Source organism: Corallococcus sp. RDP092CA, assembly GCF_041903675.1.
In the GTDB taxonomy this organism is placed as follows: domain Bacteria; phylum Myxococcota; class Myxococcia; order Myxococcales; family Myxococcaceae; genus Corallococcus.
On the sequence record NZ_JAYESI010000024.1, the window covers coordinates 48,110 to 68,741 of the forward strand.

Consider the following 20,632-nt stretch of genomic DNA (forward strand, 5'->3'; position numbering starts at 1 on the left):
CGGGCCACATGACGGTTCCCGATGTCTCGCGGCGGCGCTGGCGGGCGGGGTTGCTCGCTGTCCTGGCGGGGGCCCTGCTCCCCGGGTGCGAGTCCCGCACACCCCCTCAGCGCTTCCCCCTGACGTCGACTCCCGCGGCGGACGCCGTGCCGCCGTCGGAGCCGGGCGCTTCGCCCGCCGCATCCGTGGCGGCGCAACCCTCCGCGCGGCCCGAGGCTGCGGAAGAGACCGGGTCCGTCGAGGCCGAGAACGTGGAGAAGGGCGCGGGTGCTCCTCGCGGGGTGCCCGCGTCCGCCGCCGAGAACGTGGAGAAGGGCGCGGGTGCTCCCCGCGGGGTGACTGCCGCCGCGCGCGTGGAGCCGGGCGAGGGTGCTTCTCACGGGGTGCCCGCTTCCGCGAACCTGCCCGCGCCACCGCGAAGCCCGTCGCGTCCGGTGGGGCGCTCGGCGTTTCGCGCGCTGCCTCCTACCACCGAGCGCGCCGGGCACCTGCACGCGCTCGCCACGCGGCTGCGTGCTCCGGGGGGCGCGGTGGAGGATCCGTGCCTGGAGCCCGGGGACGCGGGCTGCGCGCGGTCCGCGCTGACGCCGTTCTACTCCGCGCTGGACGGGCTCCTGGAGGGCACGGCGAAGGCGCCCACGGTGGTCGCCGCGTTCGGCAACTCGCTCATCGCGGGGGACCGCATCGTGGACGTGGTCCGCGAGGAACTGGCGGTGGGCTTCGGCGGCGCGGGCCGGGGCGTGCTGCTGGTGGACCGCATGGCGCCCTACGGCGGGCGCACGCGCACGGCCGCGGTGAGCAGCGGCTGGCAGCCGCGCACGCTGGGCGAGCTGAAGGCGCCGCCGCACCCGTTCGGCATCACCGGCGTGTACCACCTGGCCACCGAGCACCGCGCCCGCGGCCGCTTCAAGCTGGAGGGCGAGCCGCGCGGGACGCTGTGGTGGAAGGACGTGAAGGACGCGGGCCGCCTCGTCGTGTCCGTGGACGGCGCGGTGCTCGCGCGCACGGAGCCCCAGGGGGACGGCGCCAGCCGCACCACGTCCTTCGACCTGCCCGCGGGCGCGAAGTGGCTGGACATCACCGCGGAGCGCGAGGGCGCCATCGTGCAGGGCGTGGTGCTCCAGAAGGACGGGCCCGGCATCGTGCTGGACATGCTCGGCGTGCCGTCCGCGGATGCCACGCTGTACGGCCGGCTGGAGGAGGACGCGCTGAAGGCGCAGCTCGCGCAGCGCGACCCCAAGCTGCTGCTCTTCTTCCTGGGAGGCAATGAGTCCAAGCGCCTGGAGTGGAAGCGCACGGACCTGCCCACCGTGCGCCAGGACCTGACCGCGCTCCTGCGCCGCGCCCGCGCCGCCGCGCCCGCCAGCGCGTGCCTGGTGGTGGGCCCCCTGGACGCGGTGCAGGACGGCCACGAGCAGGGCAAGCCCCTGACGCAGCGGCCGTTCCTCAAGGCCACCATCCAGGTCGAGCGCGAGGTGGCGCTCGCCGAGGGCTGCGGCTTCTTCAACCTCTACACGGCGATGGGCGGCGAGGGTTCGCTCGCGCGCTTCAATCAGGCGGGGTTCATGCACGAGGACCTGGTGCATCCGCGCGGTCAGGGACTGGACCTGCTGGGGCAGCTGGTCTCGGACGCGCTGCTGGCGGGATGGGCGAACGAGGGCGCGGTGCCGGCACCGGCGCTCACGACGTCGCGCGAAGCGGCATCGGACGCCGGTGCGAGCGGCCAGACCGCGGAGGCGGTGCCATGAAGCGGCTCTTCGTCGCGCTGTGGGTGTTGCTGGAGACGGGGCCCGCGTTCGCGCAGGCGCCCGCGGAGGAGCCCGCGTCGGTGACGCAGGCGCCCGCCGTCGCGCCGAAGCGGGAGGCCGCGCCGTCCGCGCCGGGTGACAAGCCCGTGTCCCCGCCGGAGTCGAGCGCGAAGGTCGCGCCGGAGCCGGACGCGAAGGCCTCCGGGTTCTCGCCGGAGCTCCAGCGCACGCTGGACGCGCTGGTGCGCGCGGACCTGAAGGTGGGCCCCACCGCGGGCCTGTCCGTGGGCGTGATGCGGGGCGGCCAGCGGTGGATGAACGGCTACGGCTACCGCGACGTGGCGAAGAAGCTGCCGGCCACGGTGCGCACCACGTACCGCATGGCGTCCATCACCAAGTCCTTCACGGCGGTGGCCGTGATGCAGCTGGCGCAGGCGGGCAAGCTGGACCTGGACGCGGACATCCACACGCTGGTGCCCGAGTACCCGGTGAAGCAGTGGCCGGTGACGGTGCGGCAGCTGCTGGGCCACCTGGGCGGGGTGCCCACCTACGACAGCCCGAGCGCCGGCAAGAACACGAAGCCGGTGACGACGAAGGAGGCCATCGCGCTGTTCTCGGACCGGCCGCTCGTGTCGGAGCCGGGCACGCGCTACCTCTACACGACGTGGGGCTTCAACCTGCTGGGCGCGGCGGTGGAGACGGCGTCCGGCCAGTCCTACCGCGAGTACCTGCGCGACCACGTCTTCGGGCCCGCGAACATGAGCCACGCGGACCTGGACGAGCTGAGCACGCGCGACGCGCAGCAGGCGGTGGGCTACCGGGTGGCGGGCGGCACGCTGAAGCCGTCGCGCTTCCTGGACGTCACCAGCCGCTTCGGCGGCGGCGGCACGCGCGCGTCGGTGGAGGACCTGCTGAACTTCGCGCGCGCGGTGCTCGACGACGCGCTGGTGACGCGCGAGACGATGGGCCGCATGCAGGCGACGATGGTGACCCGCGACGGGCACATCACCGACTACGGCATGGGCTTCGCGACCTATCCGCTGCGGGGCCACTACGTCGTCGCGCACGCGGGCGGACAGCCGGAGACGACGACGCTGCTGGTGATGCTGCCGGCGGAGGACGCGGCCATCGCGCTCGCCACCAACGTGGAGGACGAGGCGAAGCGGCTGCGCCGGCTGTCCATCCGGTTGATGGAGGCGGTGCTGGACGGCGGCGCCCCCTCCCGGGGCGGCCACTTCACGGACCCCGTGGACGCGGTGGTCTACGAGGGCATGGGGCGGCTGGCGAGCTACGGGCTCGCGTACCACGACTGGGCCACGCGCGGCCCGGGCGCGCTGCCGCCGGAGGCGGACCTGCCGGGGGCCTTCGCGAAGGTGTCGGCGCTCTTCGACCGGGCGGCGATTGCCCGGGACCCCCGGGGCGCGATGGAGCGCATCCGCGGCGCGCACGAGCCTCGCGCCGAGTCGGTCTTCATCCGCGTGGGCGCGCGCATGGCGGCCACGGTGGAGAAGGCGATGGGCGCGGAGCGGCTGCGCACGTACCGGACGCAGGGCGCGGCGGGCTTCTTCGCGGACTACCTGGCCGCGTGCGAGACCCTGAAGTGTCCGGAGGCGCAGCGCTTCAGCCCGTCCGTGCGGAGCGACGTGGCCCGCTTCGTCGCGGGGTGGAGGCGCGCGGAGGTGCCGGCGCTGAAGCGCACCCGCCTGGAGGCGGTGAAGGATCCGGAGCGGGTGTGGCCCTCGCTGAAGGACGCGGCGACGCGCGCCCCCGCGGTGCGGCCGGACTACACGGATGAGCTGCTGACGCTGGCGGACCGGGCGAGGCGGAAGCCCATGGACCGGATGCGCTGGTTGGACCGCGCGACGGAGCTCCAGCCGGAGTCGATGGACGCGCACCTGGCGCAGGCGATGGGGTTGCTGGAGGCGGACCGGGAGCAGGAGGCGATTCCCCACGTGCGCGAGGCCTTCGAGACGCCGGAAGGGTCGCTGGTGCTGTCGCCCTCGGGCTTCCTGAAGCGGCTCCTGGACACGCGTTCGCCCAGGGTGGCGCGAGGCCTCTTGCGAGCGGCGGTGACGCTGCACCCGGACGCGCCGGAGCTGTGGGACGCGCTGGCGAGGCGCGAGCGGGCCCTGGGCGACGCGGTCGCGGCGAAGAACGCGCAGGCCCAGGCGAAGCGAGCCCGTCAGGTCCGGGCCCCGAGAGCGCCTGGGGGCGTGGCTCCAGCGGGAAGCGCGCCGACCCAGGACAAGGCCGGGAGCCTGTCCCCGACGGTGCCGGCGGACTCGGAGTCCCCGCCGGAGCCGTAGCACGCGAGGCGGGGCGCGAGCCGTGCGAGGATGCGCGGCGATGACGCCTTCCTGTCCTTCCTGTCAGGCCCCCTTCGCACCCGGCGCGGAGACGTGCGCGCGGTGCGGGGCCTCGTTGCTGGTGCCTCCGGCTTTCGGCGGCGCCGACCCTGTCTGTGCCCTGCACCCCGAGTGGCGGAGCGTGGCCACGTGCCCCCGCTGTGGCGCGTTCGCCTGTGCCCGCTGTCTGCGTCAGGGGCCGGAGGGCGCCGTCTGCGCCACCTGCCACGAGCGTGAGCCCCTGGGCCAGCTGCCGTGGGACCGGCGCGGGGAGCTGGGGATCCTCAAGGCGTTCTGGCAGACGTGCTTCGGCATGTTGGTGCGGCCCACCGAGATGCTCCGGGGCGTCAACCCCGACGGGTCCGTGGGCAGCTCCCTGGGCTTCGTGTTTCTGTCGGCCATCGCCGGCTTCCTGCCCACGGGCCTCGTCTACGCCGTGCTCATCGGCTTCGTCATGAGCTTCATCCCCGAGGCGGACACGGGCGGCGCGGATCCAAAGACCGTGAAGCTGTGGGCGACCGTGGGCATGGTGGCCTGGGCCGTGCTCACGCCCCTGCTCAACACCGGCATCGCCCTGGTGCACGCGGGCCTGGATCACCTCATCCTCCGCATGGGCGGCGTGAAGCGCGGCTACTCCGTGACCCTGCGCGCGTATGCGGTCTCCCAGGCGTCGTACATCGTCGGCTTGATCCCCTTCGTCGCCTTGTACGCCGCGCCCTTCTGGGCCATGGGCCTGCGCGTCTTCACGTACCGCACGCTGCACCGCACCAGCTGGGGGACGGCGGTCGCGGGCTCGCTCGTGGTGCCCGTGCTCTCCTGCTGCCTCTGCGGCGGCATCTACGGCGCCATCATGTTCGCGGCGCTCAAGAGCACCGGGCAGTTCTGAGGCGCTCCTACCGCTGCCCGGAGGCCGCGGTCGCCCCGTGCGGCACCCGCGCCGCCGGCTCCGGCCAGAAGCGCGCGGCCCGGAGCCCGTCGAAGGTCGCCGCCAGGCGCCGCGTGCCCGCGTCGTAGACGCGCGCCTGCGTCTCGCCCGCGAGCAGCAGCAGGTCCCCGCGCGCCAGGACCCGCACGGGGCTCTGGGCGGGCAGGGCGAGCCCCTCGGGCTCCGCGAGGTGGCCGTCCTCCAGCTCCCAGCGCACCGGCATCATCAGCGCGGTCTGCTCGCCCACGGTCCGCCACGCGAACAGGGGCCCGCCCCGCGACTCCACGCGCGCCCAGCCGCCGAACACGTCGTGTCCCCGGCGCGGCACGACGGCATCCAGCCGGGCCGCGTCCTGGCTGTCCTCGTCCAGGGCCTGCGCCACCAGCGCGTCCGGATCCCCGGCCACCGTGGAGGACGCCAGCATCTCCGTCGTGGCCAGGGCGAACACCGCGTCCGCGTCCGTGCGCGTGGCCACGGTCTCGATGCGCTTCCACGCCCCCGCCTCCAGCCGGTACGCGTGCGCGAGCCCCGGTCCTTCCGCCAGCTCCGGGATGGGGATGCGCCGGCCCTCGAAGAGGAAGTCGTCGTCGCGCCGCACCAGCGCGCCCGTGTGCGTGGTCAACGCCACCAGCCGCCCCACCGAGTCGAACCCCACGGCGCCCGTCAGCCCCTCCTCGGGCAGCAGCTGCGCCGCGCCCTGGCCGGACGTCAGGTCCACCCTCCACACCCGCCCGGGCCCCCGCGCGCTGCCGGCCGGATCACGCACCACCGCGTGCTTGCCGTCCGGGCTCCACGCCAGCTGCAGCCCCTCACACGCCGCGTCCACGGTGACCAGGACCCTGCGTCTGCCGTCTGACTCCAGTCGCAGCCAGGTACAGCCTGACGGCGCCGCGTCCTGGAGCACCGACAGCGAGTACGGCGCCACCTTCACCGGCGCCGCCTGCGGCGCGGCGCGAGGCGTGGCCGGGGAGTCCTCCGGGGGCTTCTGGCAGGCGCTCACGAGGAGCAGGGCGCTGAAGAGGCTCGAGGTGCGGACCATGGTTGAACTCCTCCCGGAAAAAGACGGCCTCAAAGGAATATGTCAGAGCCTCGGGTGTGTGTGGAAGGCATCCCGGAGCCCACATGGAGAGGTTGGAGGAGCGGTTCGCCCGTGGCTACAGGGTCATGTACGCGCGGGCCGCCGGCACGGAGCAGAACCTCCCCTCCGGGAGGACGTACGCGGTGAGCTTGCCGCCGTAGACGCAGCCGGAGTCCAGGCCCACCGCGAAGGGGTGCTGCTGGAGGCCGCGCATGGCGTCGTGGCCGAAGATGACGAGCTCCGGCCCCTTCCAGCGGCTGCCCCACGGCTCACCCGCCTCCAGCCGCTTCGACGGCGTCCCGTCCGCCGCGATGCTGCGCAGGTTGAAGAGGAACTCCTCCTTCTGCTCCTCCAGCGGCACGCCCGGCACCAGCCCCGCGTGCACCGCCAGCGCGTTCAGCTCCGGGAAGCGCAGGTAGGCGGGCAGCGTCTCCAGCCAGGCCCAGTCCGCGGCCGTCAGCGTGTCCAGCACCTGCCGGTGCTCCGGCTTGAGCTTCTTGCCCTTCGCCGCGTGGCCGCCGTGCCAGCGCAGCACGTGCGCGTCGTGGTTGCCCTTCACCGCCAGGAAGCCGTGCTCGCGCGCCCGCCGCACCACGCCCGCCGAGTCCGGCCCCTTCGCCACCAGGTCTCCCACCAGCACCACCCGGTCACCCGGCTTCCAGTCACACGCCTTCAGGAGCGCGTCCAGCTCGGCGGAACAGCCGTGCACATCTCCGATGAAGAGCGTTCGCATCTCCCCTCTCTTTAACGCACTGGCCGCGATGCCCCGCCCGGATTCTCGGACTCCAGGCGAGGGGACGGGCCCTCGCGCGCCGCGTCACTCGGGGGGCGTGCGCAACAGCCGGCTCAGGCTCACGTCCAGCTGGCTGGAGATGAGCCGCAGCACGCTGTCCAGCTGCGAGCGCGTCAGCCGCAGCCGCTCCGTCAGCCGCTGCCGCGTCCCCTCCAGCAGCTCCTCCTGCGCGCCCACCACCCAGCGCGCCGCCGTGGAGCGGTGCACGCCGTAGAGCGCCCCCAGCTGGTCGATGCCCAGCCCGTCCAGGTACTTCAGCCGCAGGAAGTTGCGCTGCCGCGCGGACAGGGCCGCCAGCGCCGCCTGGAAGGACGCGCTGAACTCCGCGCGGTACGTCTGCTTGAGGTACGCCAGCTCCGGATCGTCGCCGGGCGCCACCAGCATGGACAGGTCGCCGTCCTCCGACTGCGCCTGCCCCGAGCGCTGCCGCTGCCAGTCCAGCGCCAGCCACAGCGCCGCCGCGCGCACCCAGCCCGCCAGCGGCCCCGTGCCGGGGTACGCCGCCAGCCGCGCCGGGGCCTCCGCGCTGCCCACCAGCATCCGCTGCCGGAGCGCCTGGCGGACCTCATCCAGGCCGGCTGGAGGCAGCTTCAGCCGCGCCACCGCCGCGTCCACCTCCGGCATCAGGCGCTCCTCGAAGGTGGCCAGCGCCGCGGGCACCCCGTCCGCCGCCGCCCGGGCCAGGTACACGTCCGCCATGTGCAGCTTGCCCCAGGCGTCCTCGTGGCCGCCCGCGGGCACCAGCCGCGCCAGGTGCGCGGCGAAGCGCGGCCCCTCCAGCGCGATGCCCGGCCAGGACCGCTGGGCCGCGTCCAGGGCCTGGGCCAGCCGCTCCTGGAGGACGGAGAGCGCGCCCGCGGGCTCCGTCTTTCCTCGGGCGGTCATGAAGGCCTGGGCTAGGGGCAATTCCGGAGAGACCACGGGCGGAACACTACCATCGGCCCCTGTCGCGCCGCCGTCTCACCCGTCAGGCCGCGCGGCGGCTCCCACCCGTCAGGTGTCCCCCGGCACACGATCCCGCGCCATGCGTGTCCACCCGCGCACGCCCCCCCTGGCCGTGCGGGGCGCCCCGGCCGCCCTCGTCCGCCCGAGCGGCGTCCAGGCCCCCGCGGCCCTCCAGCCACGGTCGCCCATGGCCCGCGCTTTGCTGGTAGAGCCTGGGCGGGACGTTGCTGGCGCGGAGGTGTGAACGTGGAAGAAGTCGGTGGTGGGCCGGGTGACGCGGTGTACTCCTCGTGGCTGGAGGTGAGCGCGTCCCACCTGCGGCACAACGTGGCGGCGTTCCGCGCGCTGGAGTCCTCCGGTCCCACGCCCCGGGCGCTGGGGGCGGTCCTCAAGGGCAACGCCTACGGCCACGGCCTGGCCCAGGTGCTGCCGCTGGTGCACGCGGGCGTGGACGTCCTCTACTTCATCGCGCCGCGGGACGCGCTCACGGTGCGCGCGCACGAGGCCGCGCACGGCCTGCCCGCGCGGCAGGTGGTGGTGCTGGGCGCGGTGGCCCCGGAGGAGGCCGTCGTGCTCGCGCGCGAGGGCATCGACGTGGTGGTGGCGGATCGCTCCTGGGCGGACGCGGTGCCTTCCCTGCGCGCGGCGCGGCTGCCCCGTCCCCTGCGGGTGCACGTGCACATCGACACGGGCCTGGGCCGCGAGGGCTTCACGCTGGACCAACTGCCGCGCGAGACGCGGTTCCTCGCGGACGCGCCGGACGTGTTCGAGCCGGTGGGCGTGCTCAGCCACTTCGCCAACACGGAGGACGTGACGGAGCAGGCCTACGCGCTGGCGCAGCTGGACGCGTTCGAGACGGCGCTGAAGCACCTGGCCGAGCAGCTCAAGCCCGCGAGGCCGCTGCAGCGGCACATCGCCGCGAGCGCCGCGGCGCTGGTGCTGCCCCCGGCGCGCTACGAGGCGGCGCGCGTGGGCATCTCGCTGTACGGCCTGTGGCCCTCGCCGGAGACGCGGCTGTCGGCGCGGCTGGTGCTGGGCGAGCTGCCGGTGCTCAAGCCGGTGCTGTCGTGGCGGTGCAGGAGCCAGGTGGTGAAGTGGCTGCCGGCGGGCGCCTACGTGGGCTACGGCTGCACGTACCGCTGCCCGGAGCCCACGCGCATCGCGGTGCTGCCGGTGGGCTACTACGACGGCTACCCACGCCTCGCGTCCGGCAAGGCGCACGTGCTGGTGAACGGGCGGCGGTGCGCGGTGCTGGGCCGCGTGATGATGAACCACCTGATGGTGGACGTGACGCACGCCACCGCCGACGAGCGCCAGGTGACGGCCACGCTCCTGGGCCGCGACGGCGAGGAGGTCGTGTCCGCCGAGGCCCTGGCCGGCTGGGCGCAGACCATCCACTACGAGCTGGTGACGCGCCTGGGGGCGCACCTGCGCCGCGTCGTCGTGGAGTAGCGGGGCGGCGCGGGGCGCGCCTCCGGTGCGGCCCGCGCGGTGAGCGGCGCCGGCATGGTCACCGGCACCGCGCTGGGCCGTCCTGCGCGGTGAGCGGCGCCGGCATGGTCACCGGCACCGCGCCGGGCCGTCCTGCGCGGTGAGCGGCGCCGGCATGGCCACCGGCACCGCTCATGCGGCGGCCCGCGCCAACGCGCTCGCGGCCCGTGCGCCGCCGCGCGCTACTTCGGGGGCGGGCCCTCGGTGAGACCGGGCGCCGGCGCGGTGGCGGGCGCCGGGGGCTGCACCTTCCAGCGGCGGTGCAGCCACAGCCACTGCTCCGGGTGCCGGCGGATGGCGCGCTCCAGCGCCGCGGTGACGCGCGCGGTGTGCTCGGTGATGGGGTCCGCGCACTCGCCGGGCTTCGGCGGGAGGATGGGGCCCTCCACCTCCAGCGTGTAGCGGGCGCCCGGGCCCGGCGGCCGCACGCCCATCACCACGAACACCGGCACGCCCGTGCGCTCGGCGGCCACCGCCATGGCGGGCGTCGTGGACGCGGGCCGGCCGAAGAAGGGCACGAACACGGCGGACTTCGCGGGCAGCGCCTGGTCCAGCAGCATGTACGCGGACTCGCCGCGGTTCACCGCGTCCGTGATCTCCTGGATGGCGCCCTTCGGGTAGATGAGCCCCGCGCCCGCGTTCAGCCGGTTCTCCGCGATGCGCGTGTTCAGCGCGCCCTTGAGCGGACGCACCAGCGCGTTGAGCGGGATGCCCCAGCGGATCAGCATCTGGCCCACCAGCTCCCAGTTGCCGAAGTGCGCCGTCACCAGCAGCGCGCCCTTGCCCGTGGCCACGTGCGCCTTCAGCGCCGCGAACGCCTCCTCGCCCACGATGCCCTGCTGGTCCCAGTCGCGCGTCATCCGGTCCCCGGACGGCAGCGACTCCACCACCACGCGCGCCATGGTGAGGTACGCGCCCCGCGCGATGTCGCGGCGCTCCTGCTCGCTCTTCTCCGGCATCGCCTGCGCCAGGTTGTCCAGCGCCACCTTGCGGCGGATGCCCAGCGTGTAGGCCAGGCCCGCCACGAAGCGCGCGAGCGCGTCCCGCGCCTTCGGGGACATCGCCGTGAGCAGCGCCCAGACGCCGCGCGTCAGGAACGCCACGATGGGGCCCGGCGGCGAGCCGATGATGCGGCGCAGGTGCTCCGGCGGCCTTCTCTCCTCGGGCGGGGTGTTGGTTTGCGGTGGCAGCGGATGCGGGGCGAGGGGGGCGGACACGGCGGCGCACTCCACCGCGAACAGGACCTGACAGCAAGGCCACGCACCGCTCGCGCGTGGCTACCTTGCCAGGCGGCTCTGGTCCACACTGCGCGGCCATGCCCAACCTGCTCCGTCCGGTGGCCCTGGCCACCGCCACCCTCCTCGCGGCCTGCGGTGCCCGACAGGGCAACGCCCCCGCTCCCGGCGCCGTTGAAGCGCCACCTGTCGTCCAGGCGCCCGCCGCGCCCACGCCGCCCGCGCTGCGGCTGCCGGACGACGTGAGGCCCACGAAGTACGCCGTCGTCCTCAAGATGGACCCCAAGGCGGAGGCCTTCGAGGGCACCGTCGACGTGATGCTGGAGGTGGCCAAGGCCACGGACGTCATCTGGATGCACGGCAAGGGCCTCATCGTGAAGGAGGCCACGCTGGAGCAGGGCGGCGTCACCCGGACGCTCAAGGCCTCCTCCGCCGGAGAGGACTTCCTCGGCCTGACGCTGGACGCGCCGCTGGCGGTGGGCGGCGCGAAGCTGCACCTCGCGTACACGGGCATCGCGTCCGAGCGCGAGACGTCCGGCGCCTTCCGCGTCAACGAGGGCGGCGACTGGTACATCTACACGCAGTTCGAGCCGCTGGGCGCGCGCCGCGCCTTCCCGTCCTTCGACGAGCCCGGCTTCAAGGTGCCGTGGCAGCTCACCTTCCACGTGCCGGAGGGCAACGTGGCCGTCACCAACACGCCGCAGCTCGCGGACGAGAAGGGCGCGGACGGCTGGCACATCTACCGCTTCGCCCCCACGCAGCCCCTGCCCAGCTACCTCATCGCCTTCGGCGTGGGCCCGTTCGACTTCCTGCCCGCGCGCGACGCGGGGCAGAAGCAGGTGAAGACGCGCATCATCACGCCGCGCGGCCGGGCCAGCGAGGGCGCGTGGGCCGCGAAGGTGACGCCCGAAATCCTGGAGCGCCTGGAGGGGTACTTCGGCATCCCGTACGCCTACGAGAAGCTGGACGTGCTCGCGGTGCCGCTGATGGGCGGGGCCATGGAGAACCCGGGCCTGGTGACGTTCAACTCGCAGCTCATCCTGGCGAAGCCGGAGGAGGACGAGGTGTGGCGCCAGCGCGCGTTCGTGAACACGCAGGTGCACGAGCTGGCGCACCAGTGGTTCGGCGACCTGGTCACCATGGCCTGGTGGGACGACCTGTGGCTCAACGAGTCCTTCGCCTCGTGGATGACCCCGCGCATCGTGGAGGCGTACCAGCCCACCTGGGACGCGCCGGTGGAGCGCGTGCAGGACCGCAACGACGCGCTGCGGGTGGACAGCCTGGTGGCCGCGCGCTACATCCGCCAGCCCATCCAGGACTCGGGGGACATCCAGAACGCCTTCGACGGCATCACCTACGGCAAGGGCAGCGCGGTGCTGTCCATGGCGGAGGCGTGGCTGGGCCGCGACGTCTTCCAGAAGGGCATCCAGCGCTACCTGCGCGCGCACGCGGGGAGGAACGCCACCGCGAAGGACTTCCTGGACGCGCTGTCCGCCGAGTCCGGCAAGGACGTGGCCCAGGTGATGAACAGCTTCCTGGACCAGACGGGCGCGCCCTTCATCACCGCCACCCTGCTGTGCGACGGCGGCGCGCCGCGCGTGGCCCTCACCCAGCAGCGCTACGTGCGCCTGGGCTCCAAGGCGCCGGACGCGCAGTCCTGGAAGGTGCCGGTGTGCGTGAAGTACCCGGGCGCGCGCGGGGACGCCACCGCGTGCACGCTGATGACGGAGGCGAAGGCGGAGGTCGCGCTGCCGGAGGCGAAGGCGTGCCCGGCGTGGGTGTTCCCCAACGCGGACGGCGCGGGCTACTACCGCGTGCGCCTGGCTGATGACACGCACGCGAGGCTGATGAAGTCCGGCCTGAAGAAGCTGTCGCGCGCGGAGCGGGTGGTGCTGCTGAGTGACTCGCTGGCGCTGGCGCATGCGGGGCTCATGCCCGCGGCGGACGCGCTGCCGCTGCTCACGGGCGTGGCGGAGGACCCGGACCGGCTGGTGCTGGAGGCGGGCCTGGACCTGCTGGACCTGGTGTCGTCGCGGCTGCTCACCCCGGCGCAGGACGCGGAGCGCGCCCGCTACATCCGCGACACCTTCGGGCCCCGCGCGCGCAAGCTGGGCTTCAAGCCCCGCGCCGGGGAGAGCGAGGACGTGCGCCTCCTGCGCCCGCGCCTGCTGGAGCTCGCCGGCAACGAGGGCAACGACCCGAAGCTCGTCGCGGAGGCGCGCGCGCTGGCGGACCAGTGGCTCAAGGACCACAAGGCGGTGGCGCCGGACGTGGTGGGCGCGGTGCTCTCCATCGCGATGGAGCACGGGGACGCGGCCCTGCACGCGAAGCTGATGAAGGCCCTGGGCGAGGAGCAGAGCCGCCACCAGCGCCAGGAGCTGCTGGGCGGCCTGGTCCACACCCTGGATCCGCGGCTCGTGAAGGCGAACCTGGAGCTGCTGCTCGACCCGAAGCAGGACGTGCGGGAGAACCTGTGGCTCCTGATGGGCGCGTCCCGGGACCCGCGCACCCGCGACACCGCGGTGGAGTTCCTGAAGGCGAACTTCGACACCCTGGTGGGCACCGGCGACAAGCCGGGCCTGATGCCGGAGGGCATGGGCTCGCGGCTGCCGTACATGGCCGCCGGCTACTGCGACGCGGGCAAGCGCCAGGAGGTGGCCGCCTTCTTCGAGCCGCGCGTGGACAAGGTGCCCGGCTCCGAGCGCGTGCTGCGGCAGGTGCTGGAGATCGTCGACCAGTGCATCGCGCTGAAGGAGGCCCAGGGCGCGAGCATCGAGGCCTTCCTGTCCGGCAAGCGGGCGAAGGCGCCGCAGGCGACCCCCGCGCCTCGCTAGGCCGCCCCCGAGGCGACCCCGGGGCCGCGCGCACGTGCACGCGGCCCCGGCGGCGCTGCCCGCGTCGCGCCGGGCGCGGCCCGGACTACTTCCGGCCGCGCGACATGAAGGACATGAAGGCCTCTTTGGCCTCGTCGGACGCGAGGCGCTGGACGAACTCGGCGCCCTCGCGCTTGAGGGTGGCCTCCACCTGCTCGCGCAGGGGGCCGCGGATGAGGGCCTTGGTCACCTTCAGGGCCTGGGCGGGGCGCTGGGCCAGGGCGCGGGCGCGCTCGGTGGCCACGTCCTTCAGCTGCGCCTCCGGGACGGCCTTGTTGATGATGCCGGCGCGCAGCGCGGTGGCCGCGTCGAACGGGTCACCGAAGAGCAGCAGCTCCGACGCCAGCGCGAAGCCCGCCGCGCGCGGGAGCAGCAGGCTGCTGGCGCCCTCCGCGCACAGGCCCAGGTTGACGAAGGGCATGCTGAAGCGCGCCTTCTCCCCGGCCACCACGTAGTCGCAGTGCAGGAGCATGGTGGTGCCGATGCCCACCGCCGCGCCCTCCACCGCCGCGAGCACGGGCTTGGCCATGCCGGCCAGGGCGCGCAGGTAGCGGAACACCGCGCTGTCCTCGCCCGTGGGCGGGTGCTCCAGGAAGTCGCCAATGTCGTTGCCCGCCGTGAACGCGCCGCCCGCGCCGGACAGGAGCACCACCCGGACGTCGTCGCGGCGCTCCGCCTCCTGGAGGGCGGCGGTGGCGGCCTCGTACATGGCGTGGGTGAAGGCGTTCTTCTTCTCCGGCCGGTGGAAGGTGACGGAGAAGACCCCGGCGTCGAGCTGCGTCAGAAGCGTATCGGACATGGCCGGACAGCCTAACGCGCGTCGGGCCGCAGCGCGCGCACGAGCAGCGGGGCCAGCGTCACGACCTGGTGGGGGAAGGGCAGGTCCTCCCGGGGCTCCACGCTGTCGGTGCTGACCAGCCGCTTCACGGGCACGCCGCGCAGGCGCTCCAGCGCGGGGCCCACCAGCAGGGCGTGCGTGGTGGCCAGGATGAAGTCGTCCGCGCAGCCCTCGCCCTTCAGCTCCTTCGCCGCCGCCGCCAGCGTGCCGCCGGTGGAGATCATGTCGTCCACCAGGATGGGGCGCATGCCGCGCACGTGGCCCAGCAGGCCCAGCGTCTCCACGTCGTTGCCGCTCAGCCGCGCCTTGTGCACCACCGCCCAGGGCCGGCCGAGCAGCTTCGCCAGCGCCTCCGCCCGCTTCACCGCGCCCAGGTCCGGGGCCACCACCACGGACGTGTCGGTGACGTGGGGGCGCAGCGCGTCCGCCAGCAGCGGCAGCGCGGACAGGTGCTCCAGCGGGGCGCCGAAGCAGCCCTCCAGCGCCGGGTTGTGCAGGTCCACGGTGAACACCCGCGTGAAGCGGCCGTGGGACACCATGTCGGCCACCAGGCGGCCGCCCAGGGGCTCGCCCGGCCGGGCGCGGCGGTCCTGTCGCGCGTAACCGACATAGGGAATCACCGCCTCCAGCGAGGCCGCGCCCGCCCGCCAGCACGCGTCCGCGAGCAGCAGCAGCTCCATCAGGTTCTCCCCCACGGGCGGGGTGGAGGACTGGAGGATGACGACGCGGCGGCCGCGCACCTCCTCCGGGGGCACCTCGATGTGCAGCTCTCCATCCGGGAAGCGCTCCCGCTTCACCCCCACGGGCGCCGCGCCGAACGCCTGGGCGAGCGCACGGCCGAGGTGGGGACTGGCACTGCCGACGACGAGGGCGATGGGCATCATGGACCGCACCCTAGCGCGGGAGTCGCTCGTGGTGCCCTGGCCTCCCGGGCATGCCACCAGGAGAGCCGCTGTCCGGGCCTCCGCCGACACTCCCCCGGGGGAAGGACACCTTCGGGGAGTGGAGGCTGGCAATGCGGTTCCGGGACCGGGCGGAGGCGGGACAGAGGCTCGCGGGGGTGCTCGCGCCCTACCGCTCCGGGGACGTGTGCGTGCTGGGCCTGGCGCGCGGCGGGCTGCGCGTGGCGTACGAGGTGGCCCGCGCGCTGGAGGCGCCCCTGGACCTGTGGGTGGCGCGGCGGCTGCGCGAGCCGGGGGGCCGCCTCACGCTGGGCGCGGTGACGGAGGGCGGCGGGCTGTACCTGGACCCCCAGGCCGCGCGGCAGGCGAGGGCGCCGGCGGAGGCGCTCCAGCGCTTCGTCCACGAGGAGGTGGACGACGTGGAGCGGCAGGCCCGGCAGCTGAGGGGCGGCCTCACGCCCCGCGTCCGCGGGTGCACGGCGCTGCTGGTGGATGACGGGATGGTGACGGGCGCCACCGTGGCCGCGGCGCTCCTGGCGCTGAGGCAGCAGGGTGCGCGCCAGCGTGTCGTGGCGGTGGGCGTGGCGACGCCGCGCGCGCTGGAGCTCGTCCGGAGCCGCGCGGACGCGGTGCACGCGCTGGGGCTGGACCCCGCGCTGCGCGAGGTCTCCGACGCGTACGACGCCTTCCCCGCGCTCACCCAGGACGCGCTGCGGCGCTGGCTCACGCGCGCCCGGGAGGCCCGCCCCCCGCGGGCGGAGGGCGTGGCGCCGGACGTGGCGGGCGGGTGGTGGTTCTGACGGCCGCGCGAGGAGCGGGAAACGACGAGGACGCGAGGAGGACCTATGGACGTGGAAACCGTGCATGCGGAGGACCGCAGGCCCCGGACGCATTGGGAGCACTTCACGCACGACGAGCTGCTGGGGGTGCGGGGCGTGGGCCGCTCCATGGAGCAGGCCTTCGAGATGGCGGCGCTGGGGCTCTGCGCGCTGGTGACGGACCCCCGGAGCGTGGAGGCCCACGAGGAGCTGGAGGTGGCCTGCCAGTCGGCGGACCACGACCAGCTGCTCGCGGACTGGCTGCGGGAGGTGGTGGGCGCGATGGCCGGCCGGCGCCTGCGCTTCCAGTGCTTCGTGGTGCGCCTGGACGGGCTGAACCTCTTCGGCCACGGCTTCGGCGAGCGCGCGGGGCAGGCACGCCACGGCGCCAACGTGGCGGTGACCGGCGCGTCGCTCACCCGCGTCCAGGTGCGGCAGGGGCCGGAGGGCGTGTGGACCGCCGAGGCGCTGGTGGACTTCTAGGGCCGTGGGCGGGCCCGCCCGCCGCGCTCCACGCTCGCCGCGCCGGGGGCCGTGCGGGCGCGGCGGGAGGATTCGTCCACGGAGTGGATGCGCCGGGGCGCCGGGCTGCTATAGGGACATCTCCCTCTTCGCGACCAGGAACCCGCCGGACATGCCTTCCCGTGACCCCTGCTTTGTGTGGCTCGACCTGGAGATGACCGGCCTGGACCCCAACACCTGCGGCATCATCGAGGTGGGCATCATCATCACCGGCCCGGACCTGCGCCCCATGGGGGAGTTCGAGCGCGTCGTCTGGCAGCCGGAGGAGATGCTCCAGCGCATGGAGCCCGTCGTGCGCGAGATGCACACGAAGAACGGCCTGCTGGAGAAGGTGCGCGCGTCGACGTCGTCCCTGCGCGTGGTGGAGCGCGAGGTGACGTCCTTCATCGCGGACTACTGCGACCTGGGCGAGGGCATCCTCGCGGGCAACTCCATCCACACGGACCGGCGCTTCCTCATCGACCACATGCCCATGGTGGACCGCTACCTGCATTACCGCATGGTGGACGTGACCAGCCTCAAGGTCATCGCGCGCGCCTGGTACCCGGCGCTGGTGGAGCCGCGCAAGCCGCCCAGCGGGCACACCGCGCTCGCGGACCTGCGCTCCAGCATCAGCGAGCTGCAGTACTACCGGGACGTCCTCTTCCGCGCGACGCCGGGCTGAGGGCCCGCTTCAGGCGCGAGGCGCTTCCCGGGGGAGCTGCTTCGCGATGGTGCCCAGCAGGTCGTCCAGCTCGAAGGGCTTGGCGAGGAAGTGGGAGCTGGCGCGGCGCTCCTCGTCCGTGAGGCGGCCCGCGCTCATCACCACCACGGGCAGGTCGCACAGGTCCGGGTGGGCGCGGATGCGGCGCAGCAGCTCGCCGCCGTCCATCACCGGCATCATCAGGTCCAGCAGCACCAGGTCCGGCTTGGAGGCCAGGAGCCGCTGGAGGCCCTCGTCGCCGTTGTACGCGGTGACGATGTCGTAGCCCTCCAGGGACAGGATGTCCTCGAGCGCCTCCACGATGGCGAGCTCGTCGTCCACGATGAGCAACCGCTTCATGCGCGGCGTCCCTCCACCGTCCACGCGCCGCCAGACACCCCCGCGGCCCGCGAGGCCGGGAGGGGATGGGACGGATTGCGGGTGGAATGGGACTTCACGCGGAGGCTCCGGTTTCTCTTGGGGCAGAAGCTAGGTCCGCGTGGGATTTCGGCCAGGGGCCGGTGTGGGCTCTGTTGGGCAGGTGGCGGTGGAGGTGCCCTGGGAGGCGGTCAGGCGCTCCCGGAGGATGTGCTTCTGGACCTTGCCCAGGGCGTTGCGGGGCAGGGCGTCGGTGAAGACGACGCGGCGGGGCTTCTTGAAGGCGGCCAGTCGTTCGCGGCACCAGTCCACCAGGGCCTGGGCGTCCGTGGGGGCGCCGGGGTGGGGGACGACGACGGCGACGACCTGCTCGCCGAAGTCCGGGTCGGGCAGGCCCAGCACGGCGGCCTCCGCGACGGACGGGTGCTGGGTGAGGACCTCTTCGACCTCGCGCGGGTAGATGTTGAAGCCACCGCTGATGATCAGCTCCCGGGCCCGGCCGGTGATGCGCAGGAAGCCGTCCGGGTCCCACTCGCCCAGGTCGCCGGTGCGGAACCAGCCCTCGGCGTCGAAGGCCTCGGTGGTGGCGTCCGGGCGGCGCCAGTAGCCGGTGAACACGTGGGGGCCGCGGACCTCGATCTCGCCCGTCTCCCCGCGGCCCAGGGGCTCTCGGGAGCGCACGTCCACGACGCGGGCCTCCTGGCCGGGGAAGGGCACGCCGACGGTGCCGGGGCGGCGCTCGCCGTCGTAGGGCTGGGTGGTGTTCATGAGCGTCTCGGTCATGCCGTAGCGCTCTAGGATGCGGGCGCCGAAGCGCGCCTCGATGTCCAGGCAGAGCTGGGGGCTCAGGGGGGCGGAGCCGGAGACCCACAGGCGCAGCGGGTGGGGCGTCACGCCGGTGCGGCGGGACTCCTCCAGGATGCGGCCGTACATGGTGGGCACGCCGAAGAAGAGGGTGAGGGACGGGTCGTCGTGCAGGGCGGTGAGGGCCTCGGACGCGACGAAGCGGCGGCGCAGGTCCACGCTGGCGCCGGTGAAGAGGGTGCCGTGCAGGCCCACCATGAGGCCGTGCGTGTGGAAGAGGGGGAGGGTGAGCAGGAGCCGGTCCGCGTCGGTCCAGCGCCACGCCTCGGTGACGGCGCGCACGTTGGCGAGCAGCTGTCGGTGCTGGAGCATGGCGCCCTTGGAGCGGCCGGTGGTGCCGGACGTGTAGCCCAGCACGGCCAGGTCCTCCGCGCGGGGCAGGGGCAGCGACGCGGTGGCCGCGGCGCCCTGGTCCACGACGGCGTCGAAGGCGACTGTGGGCAGGGACGCGGGGAGGCCGGGCGGGGGCGGCTCCACGGTGATGAGCCATTGGAGCGAGGGCAGCGCGTCGCGCAGCGGCGCGAGCTCCGAGGCGCCCGCGGTGCCGGTGACGCAGACCTTCACCTCCGCGTCGGAGAGGATGTGGGCCAGCTCGACCTGGCGGTAGGCCGTATTGACGAGCACGGCGACGCAGCCCGCGGCCTGGACGCCGAGCCAGGTGATGACGAACGCGTCGCTGTTCTCCAGGAAGAGGGCGACGCGCTCACCCGGAGCCAGCCCCCGGGCCTTGAGGCCCCGAGCGAACGCGGTGACCCGCTCCGCCAGCTGTCCACGCGTGTACGTCGCCCCCTCGAAGGAGAGCAGCGGGCGCGAGGGCACGTGGCGGGCATGGTCCAGGAACACTTCAAGCAGGGAGGCCGGCATGGCGCGCGAGCCTAGCGTCTGCTGGTGGGAAAAGGTCTCGGCCTTGCTGCGCTGATCCGCTTCCTGGTCCTCCTGGGCAGCGAGGTCCAGACCGGAAGCCCGGCCATCCGCGTGCGACGCCTCAGAACAGCGTGACGCCCAGCGTGAGGCTGAACAGGAGGCCGCCGTGCTGGCTGGCGGCGATGTCGAGGTCGTCGAGGAGGTTCGGGTCTCGGCCGTCCGACGTGCGCCAGTTGTCCTCGCGCAGGCGGAAGCCCCAGCCCCCGCGCACGCCCAGGTACAGGGGGCCCATCGACTGGCGCATGCCCACCGCCAGCGTCGCCACCGGCGTCATCAGCTTCTCCGTCCTGTACACCTCGGTTTCATCGCCGAACGTGAGCGTGGTCGTCGACGTCCCGCCCATGTTGAAGCTCATGCCCGCCTCCAGGAACGGGCTCGTGCGCACCTCGCCCAGCGGATACAGGCGCGCCACCGGCCCCAGCCGGAAGCCCCACGCGCCCGCGCCCGCGCTCAGGTTGAGCCCCAGGATGGGCGTGATCCGATACTCCAGCTCCCCCCCGAAGATGCCCGAGGGGCTGTTGAAGCCTGCCGCGAGGCCCAGGTCCAGCGTCGTCCGGCCACCCCCCGGCGGCGCGGCTCCTCGCGCTCCAGCTCGCGTCCCGTCGAGTCCTGCCCCATCCCCGCCATCGGCGCGTCCGCCCGGGCCAGGGGCACCTCGCCCGGGTCCGCGCTGGAGGCCACCGGCACCTCCTGCGCCGCCGCCACCTCCAGCTTCTTCGCCTCGTCCAGCACCGCCTGCGCCATCACCACCGCGCCCTTGTCGCTCAGGCTGGGGTTGACGAACTCATACGCCAGCGTCTTGGTGCGCACCGGCGAGTGCGTCGTGCTCAGTCGGTACGTCAGCCGGTACTTCTCCCCCGAGCGCGTCACCCTCGCGCTCACCGTCACGTCCGGCGAGCCCTCCTGCTGCGGCTCCAGCAGGATGGCCTCCGTGGTGGCGTCCTTCAGCGCCTCGTTGATGCCGTAGCGCGTGCGCTCCGCCACGGTGCTCGCGGACAGCCCGCTGACGTCCACCTCGCTGCCCACCTCCGTGAGCTGGAGGGACAGGGCATCGGCGAAGGCGGAGAAGGGCAGAAGGGTGGCGGCCAGCAGCATGCCGGCGCGCACCCGCGGGGCGGTGGAGCGCATGGGGAGTCTCTCGAAGCTGTGTGGGAGGTGAATCGATCCACCAGACGGTCGCGAGCCGGCGCTATTCAACACCCACTGAAGCTTTCCAGTGTCCGCTCCTGGGACGCGCCCATCGCGCAAGCGGTCAGTGCCGCCCGGGCCCG

The 20,632-nt window shown here is 73.9% G+C and carries 18 protein-coding genes; 8 read left to right on the forward strand and 10 right to left on the reverse strand.

The window, feature by feature from the left end; all coding sequences use genetic code 11:
• The first annotated feature begins 251 nt into the window (after positions 1-251).
• From U8525_RS24050 to U8525_RS24060, 3 genes are all read left to right on the forward strand, one after another.
• The gene (locus U8525_RS24050) at positions 252-1,748 is read left to right on the forward strand and encodes a GDSL-type esterase/lipase family protein (RefSeq protein WP_374268639.1); all 1,497 of its coding nucleotides are present in this window, start codon (positions 252-254) and stop codon (positions 1,746-1,748) included.
• Positions 1,745-4,054, forward strand: a complete 2,310-nt coding sequence (locus U8525_RS24055; RefSeq protein ID WP_374268640.1) for a serine hydrolase — start codon at positions 1,745-1,747, stop codon at positions 4,052-4,054. The genes U8525_RS24050 and U8525_RS24055 overlap by 4 nt, the downstream gene beginning before the upstream one ends.
• Positions 4,055-4,235: 181 nt before the next feature.
• Positions 4,236-4,979 carry a YIP1 family protein gene (locus tag U8525_RS24060; protein WP_374268641.1) on the forward strand — a complete coding sequence of 248 codons (744 nt, stop codon included), beginning with the start codon at positions 4,236-4,238 and terminating at the stop codon, positions 4,977-4,979.
• 7 nt (positions 4,980-4,986) lie between these two features.
• On the opposite strand, the gene U8525_RS24065 is transcribed toward U8525_RS24060, so the two are convergent.
• The 3 genes from U8525_RS24065 to U8525_RS24075 all read right to left on the reverse strand — a co-directional run bounded on the left by U8525_RS24065 (position 4,987) and on the right by U8525_RS24075 (position 7,774).
• The gene (locus tag U8525_RS24065; RefSeq protein WP_374268642.1) at positions 4,987-6,057 is read right to left on the reverse strand and encodes a hypothetical protein; all 1,071 of its coding nucleotides are present in this window, start codon (positions 6,055-6,057) and stop codon (positions 4,987-4,989) included.
• A gap of 115 nt (positions 6,058-6,172) precedes the next feature.
• A complete protein-coding gene (locus tag U8525_RS24070; protein ID WP_374268643.1) occupies positions 6,173-6,829 on the reverse strand; it encodes a metallophosphoesterase in 657 nt (218 codons plus the stop codon).
• Between the two features lie 84 nt (positions 6,830-6,913).
• Positions 6,914-7,774, reverse strand: coding sequence for a sigma-70 family RNA polymerase sigma factor (locus U8525_RS24075; protein WP_374268644.1), 861 nt, complete (start codon positions 7,772-7,774; stop codon positions 6,914-6,916).
• Positions 7,775-8,074: 300 nt separating this feature from the next.
• Between U8525_RS24075 and alr the strand changes: the two genes are divergently transcribed.
• Positions 8,075-9,286, forward strand: coding sequence for an alanine racemase (gene alr, locus U8525_RS24080; protein WP_374268645.1), 1,212 nt, complete (start codon positions 8,075-8,077; stop codon positions 9,284-9,286).
• A gap of 221 nt (positions 9,287-9,507) precedes the next feature.
• Here alr and U8525_RS24085 read toward each other — a convergent pair whose 3' ends face one another.
• Entirely contained in the window at positions 9,508-10,542 is a 1,035-nt protein-coding gene (locus U8525_RS24085) for a lysophospholipid acyltransferase family protein (protein WP_374268646.1), read from the reverse strand.
• A gap of 98 nt (positions 10,543-10,640) precedes the next feature.
• On the opposite strand from U8525_RS24085, the gene U8525_RS24090 reads away from it, so the two are divergent.
• Positions 10,641-13,394, forward strand: coding sequence for a M1 family metallopeptidase (locus tag U8525_RS24090; RefSeq protein WP_374268647.1), 2,754 nt, complete (start codon positions 10,641-10,643; stop codon positions 13,392-13,394).
• An 85-nt stretch (positions 13,395-13,479) separates the two neighbouring features.
• Here U8525_RS24090 and U8525_RS24095 read toward each other — a convergent pair whose 3' ends face one another.
• Positions 13,480-14,232 (reverse strand): enoyl-CoA hydratase, encoded by a 753-nt coding sequence (locus tag U8525_RS24095; protein ID WP_374268648.1) that lies wholly within the window; start codon positions 14,230-14,232, stop codon positions 13,480-13,482.
• 11 nt (positions 14,233-14,243) lie between these two features.
• Positions 14,244-15,164, reverse strand: coding sequence for a ribose-phosphate diphosphokinase (locus tag U8525_RS24100; protein WP_374268649.1), 921 nt, complete (start codon positions 15,162-15,164; stop codon positions 14,244-14,246).
• A 122-nt stretch (positions 15,165-15,286) separates the two neighbouring features.
• Between U8525_RS24100 and U8525_RS24105 the strand changes: the two genes are divergently transcribed.
• The 3 genes from U8525_RS24105 (at position 15,287) to orn (ending at position 17,177) form a co-directional block, all read left to right on the forward strand.
• Complete coding sequence (locus U8525_RS24105) at positions 15,287-15,973, forward strand: phosphoribosyltransferase (protein ID WP_374268650.1); 687 nt, start codon at positions 15,287-15,289, stop codon at positions 15,971-15,973.
• Positions 15,974-16,018: 45 nt separating this feature from the next.
• Positions 16,019-16,474, forward strand: coding sequence for an archease (locus tag U8525_RS24110; RefSeq protein ID WP_374268651.1), 456 nt, complete (start codon positions 16,019-16,021; stop codon positions 16,472-16,474).
• Between the two features lie 151 nt (positions 16,475-16,625).
• Positions 16,626-17,177: an oligoribonuclease gene (gene orn / locus U8525_RS24115; RefSeq protein WP_374268652.1), complete on the forward strand. Its 552-nt coding sequence runs from the start codon at positions 16,626-16,628 to the stop codon at positions 17,175-17,177.
• A gap of 9 nt (positions 17,178-17,186) precedes the next feature.
• On the opposite strand, the gene U8525_RS24120 is transcribed toward orn, so the two are convergent.
• The 4 genes from U8525_RS24120 to U8525_RS24135 all read right to left on the reverse strand — a co-directional run bounded on the left by U8525_RS24120 (position 17,187) and on the right by U8525_RS24135 (position 20,489).
• Positions 17,187-17,555, reverse strand: coding sequence for a response regulator (locus tag U8525_RS24120; protein WP_374268653.1), 369 nt, complete (start codon positions 17,553-17,555; stop codon positions 17,187-17,189).
• Positions 17,556-17,684: 129 nt separating this feature from the next.
• Positions 17,685-19,301 (reverse strand): AMP-binding protein, encoded by a 1,617-nt coding sequence (locus tag U8525_RS24125; protein ID WP_374268654.1) that lies wholly within the window; start codon positions 19,299-19,301, stop codon positions 17,685-17,687.
• Between the two features lie 121 nt (positions 19,302-19,422).
• Positions 19,423-19,773 carry a hypothetical protein gene (locus U8525_RS24130; protein WP_374268655.1) on the reverse strand — a complete coding sequence of 117 codons (351 nt, stop codon included), beginning with the start codon at positions 19,771-19,773 and terminating at the stop codon, positions 19,423-19,425.
• Between the two features lie 38 nt (positions 19,774-19,811).
• Positions 19,812-20,489: a hypothetical protein gene (locus tag U8525_RS24135; protein WP_374268656.1), complete on the reverse strand. Its 678-nt coding sequence runs from the start codon at positions 20,487-20,489 to the stop codon at positions 19,812-19,814.
• Between the last annotated feature and the right edge of the window lie 143 nt (positions 20,490-20,632).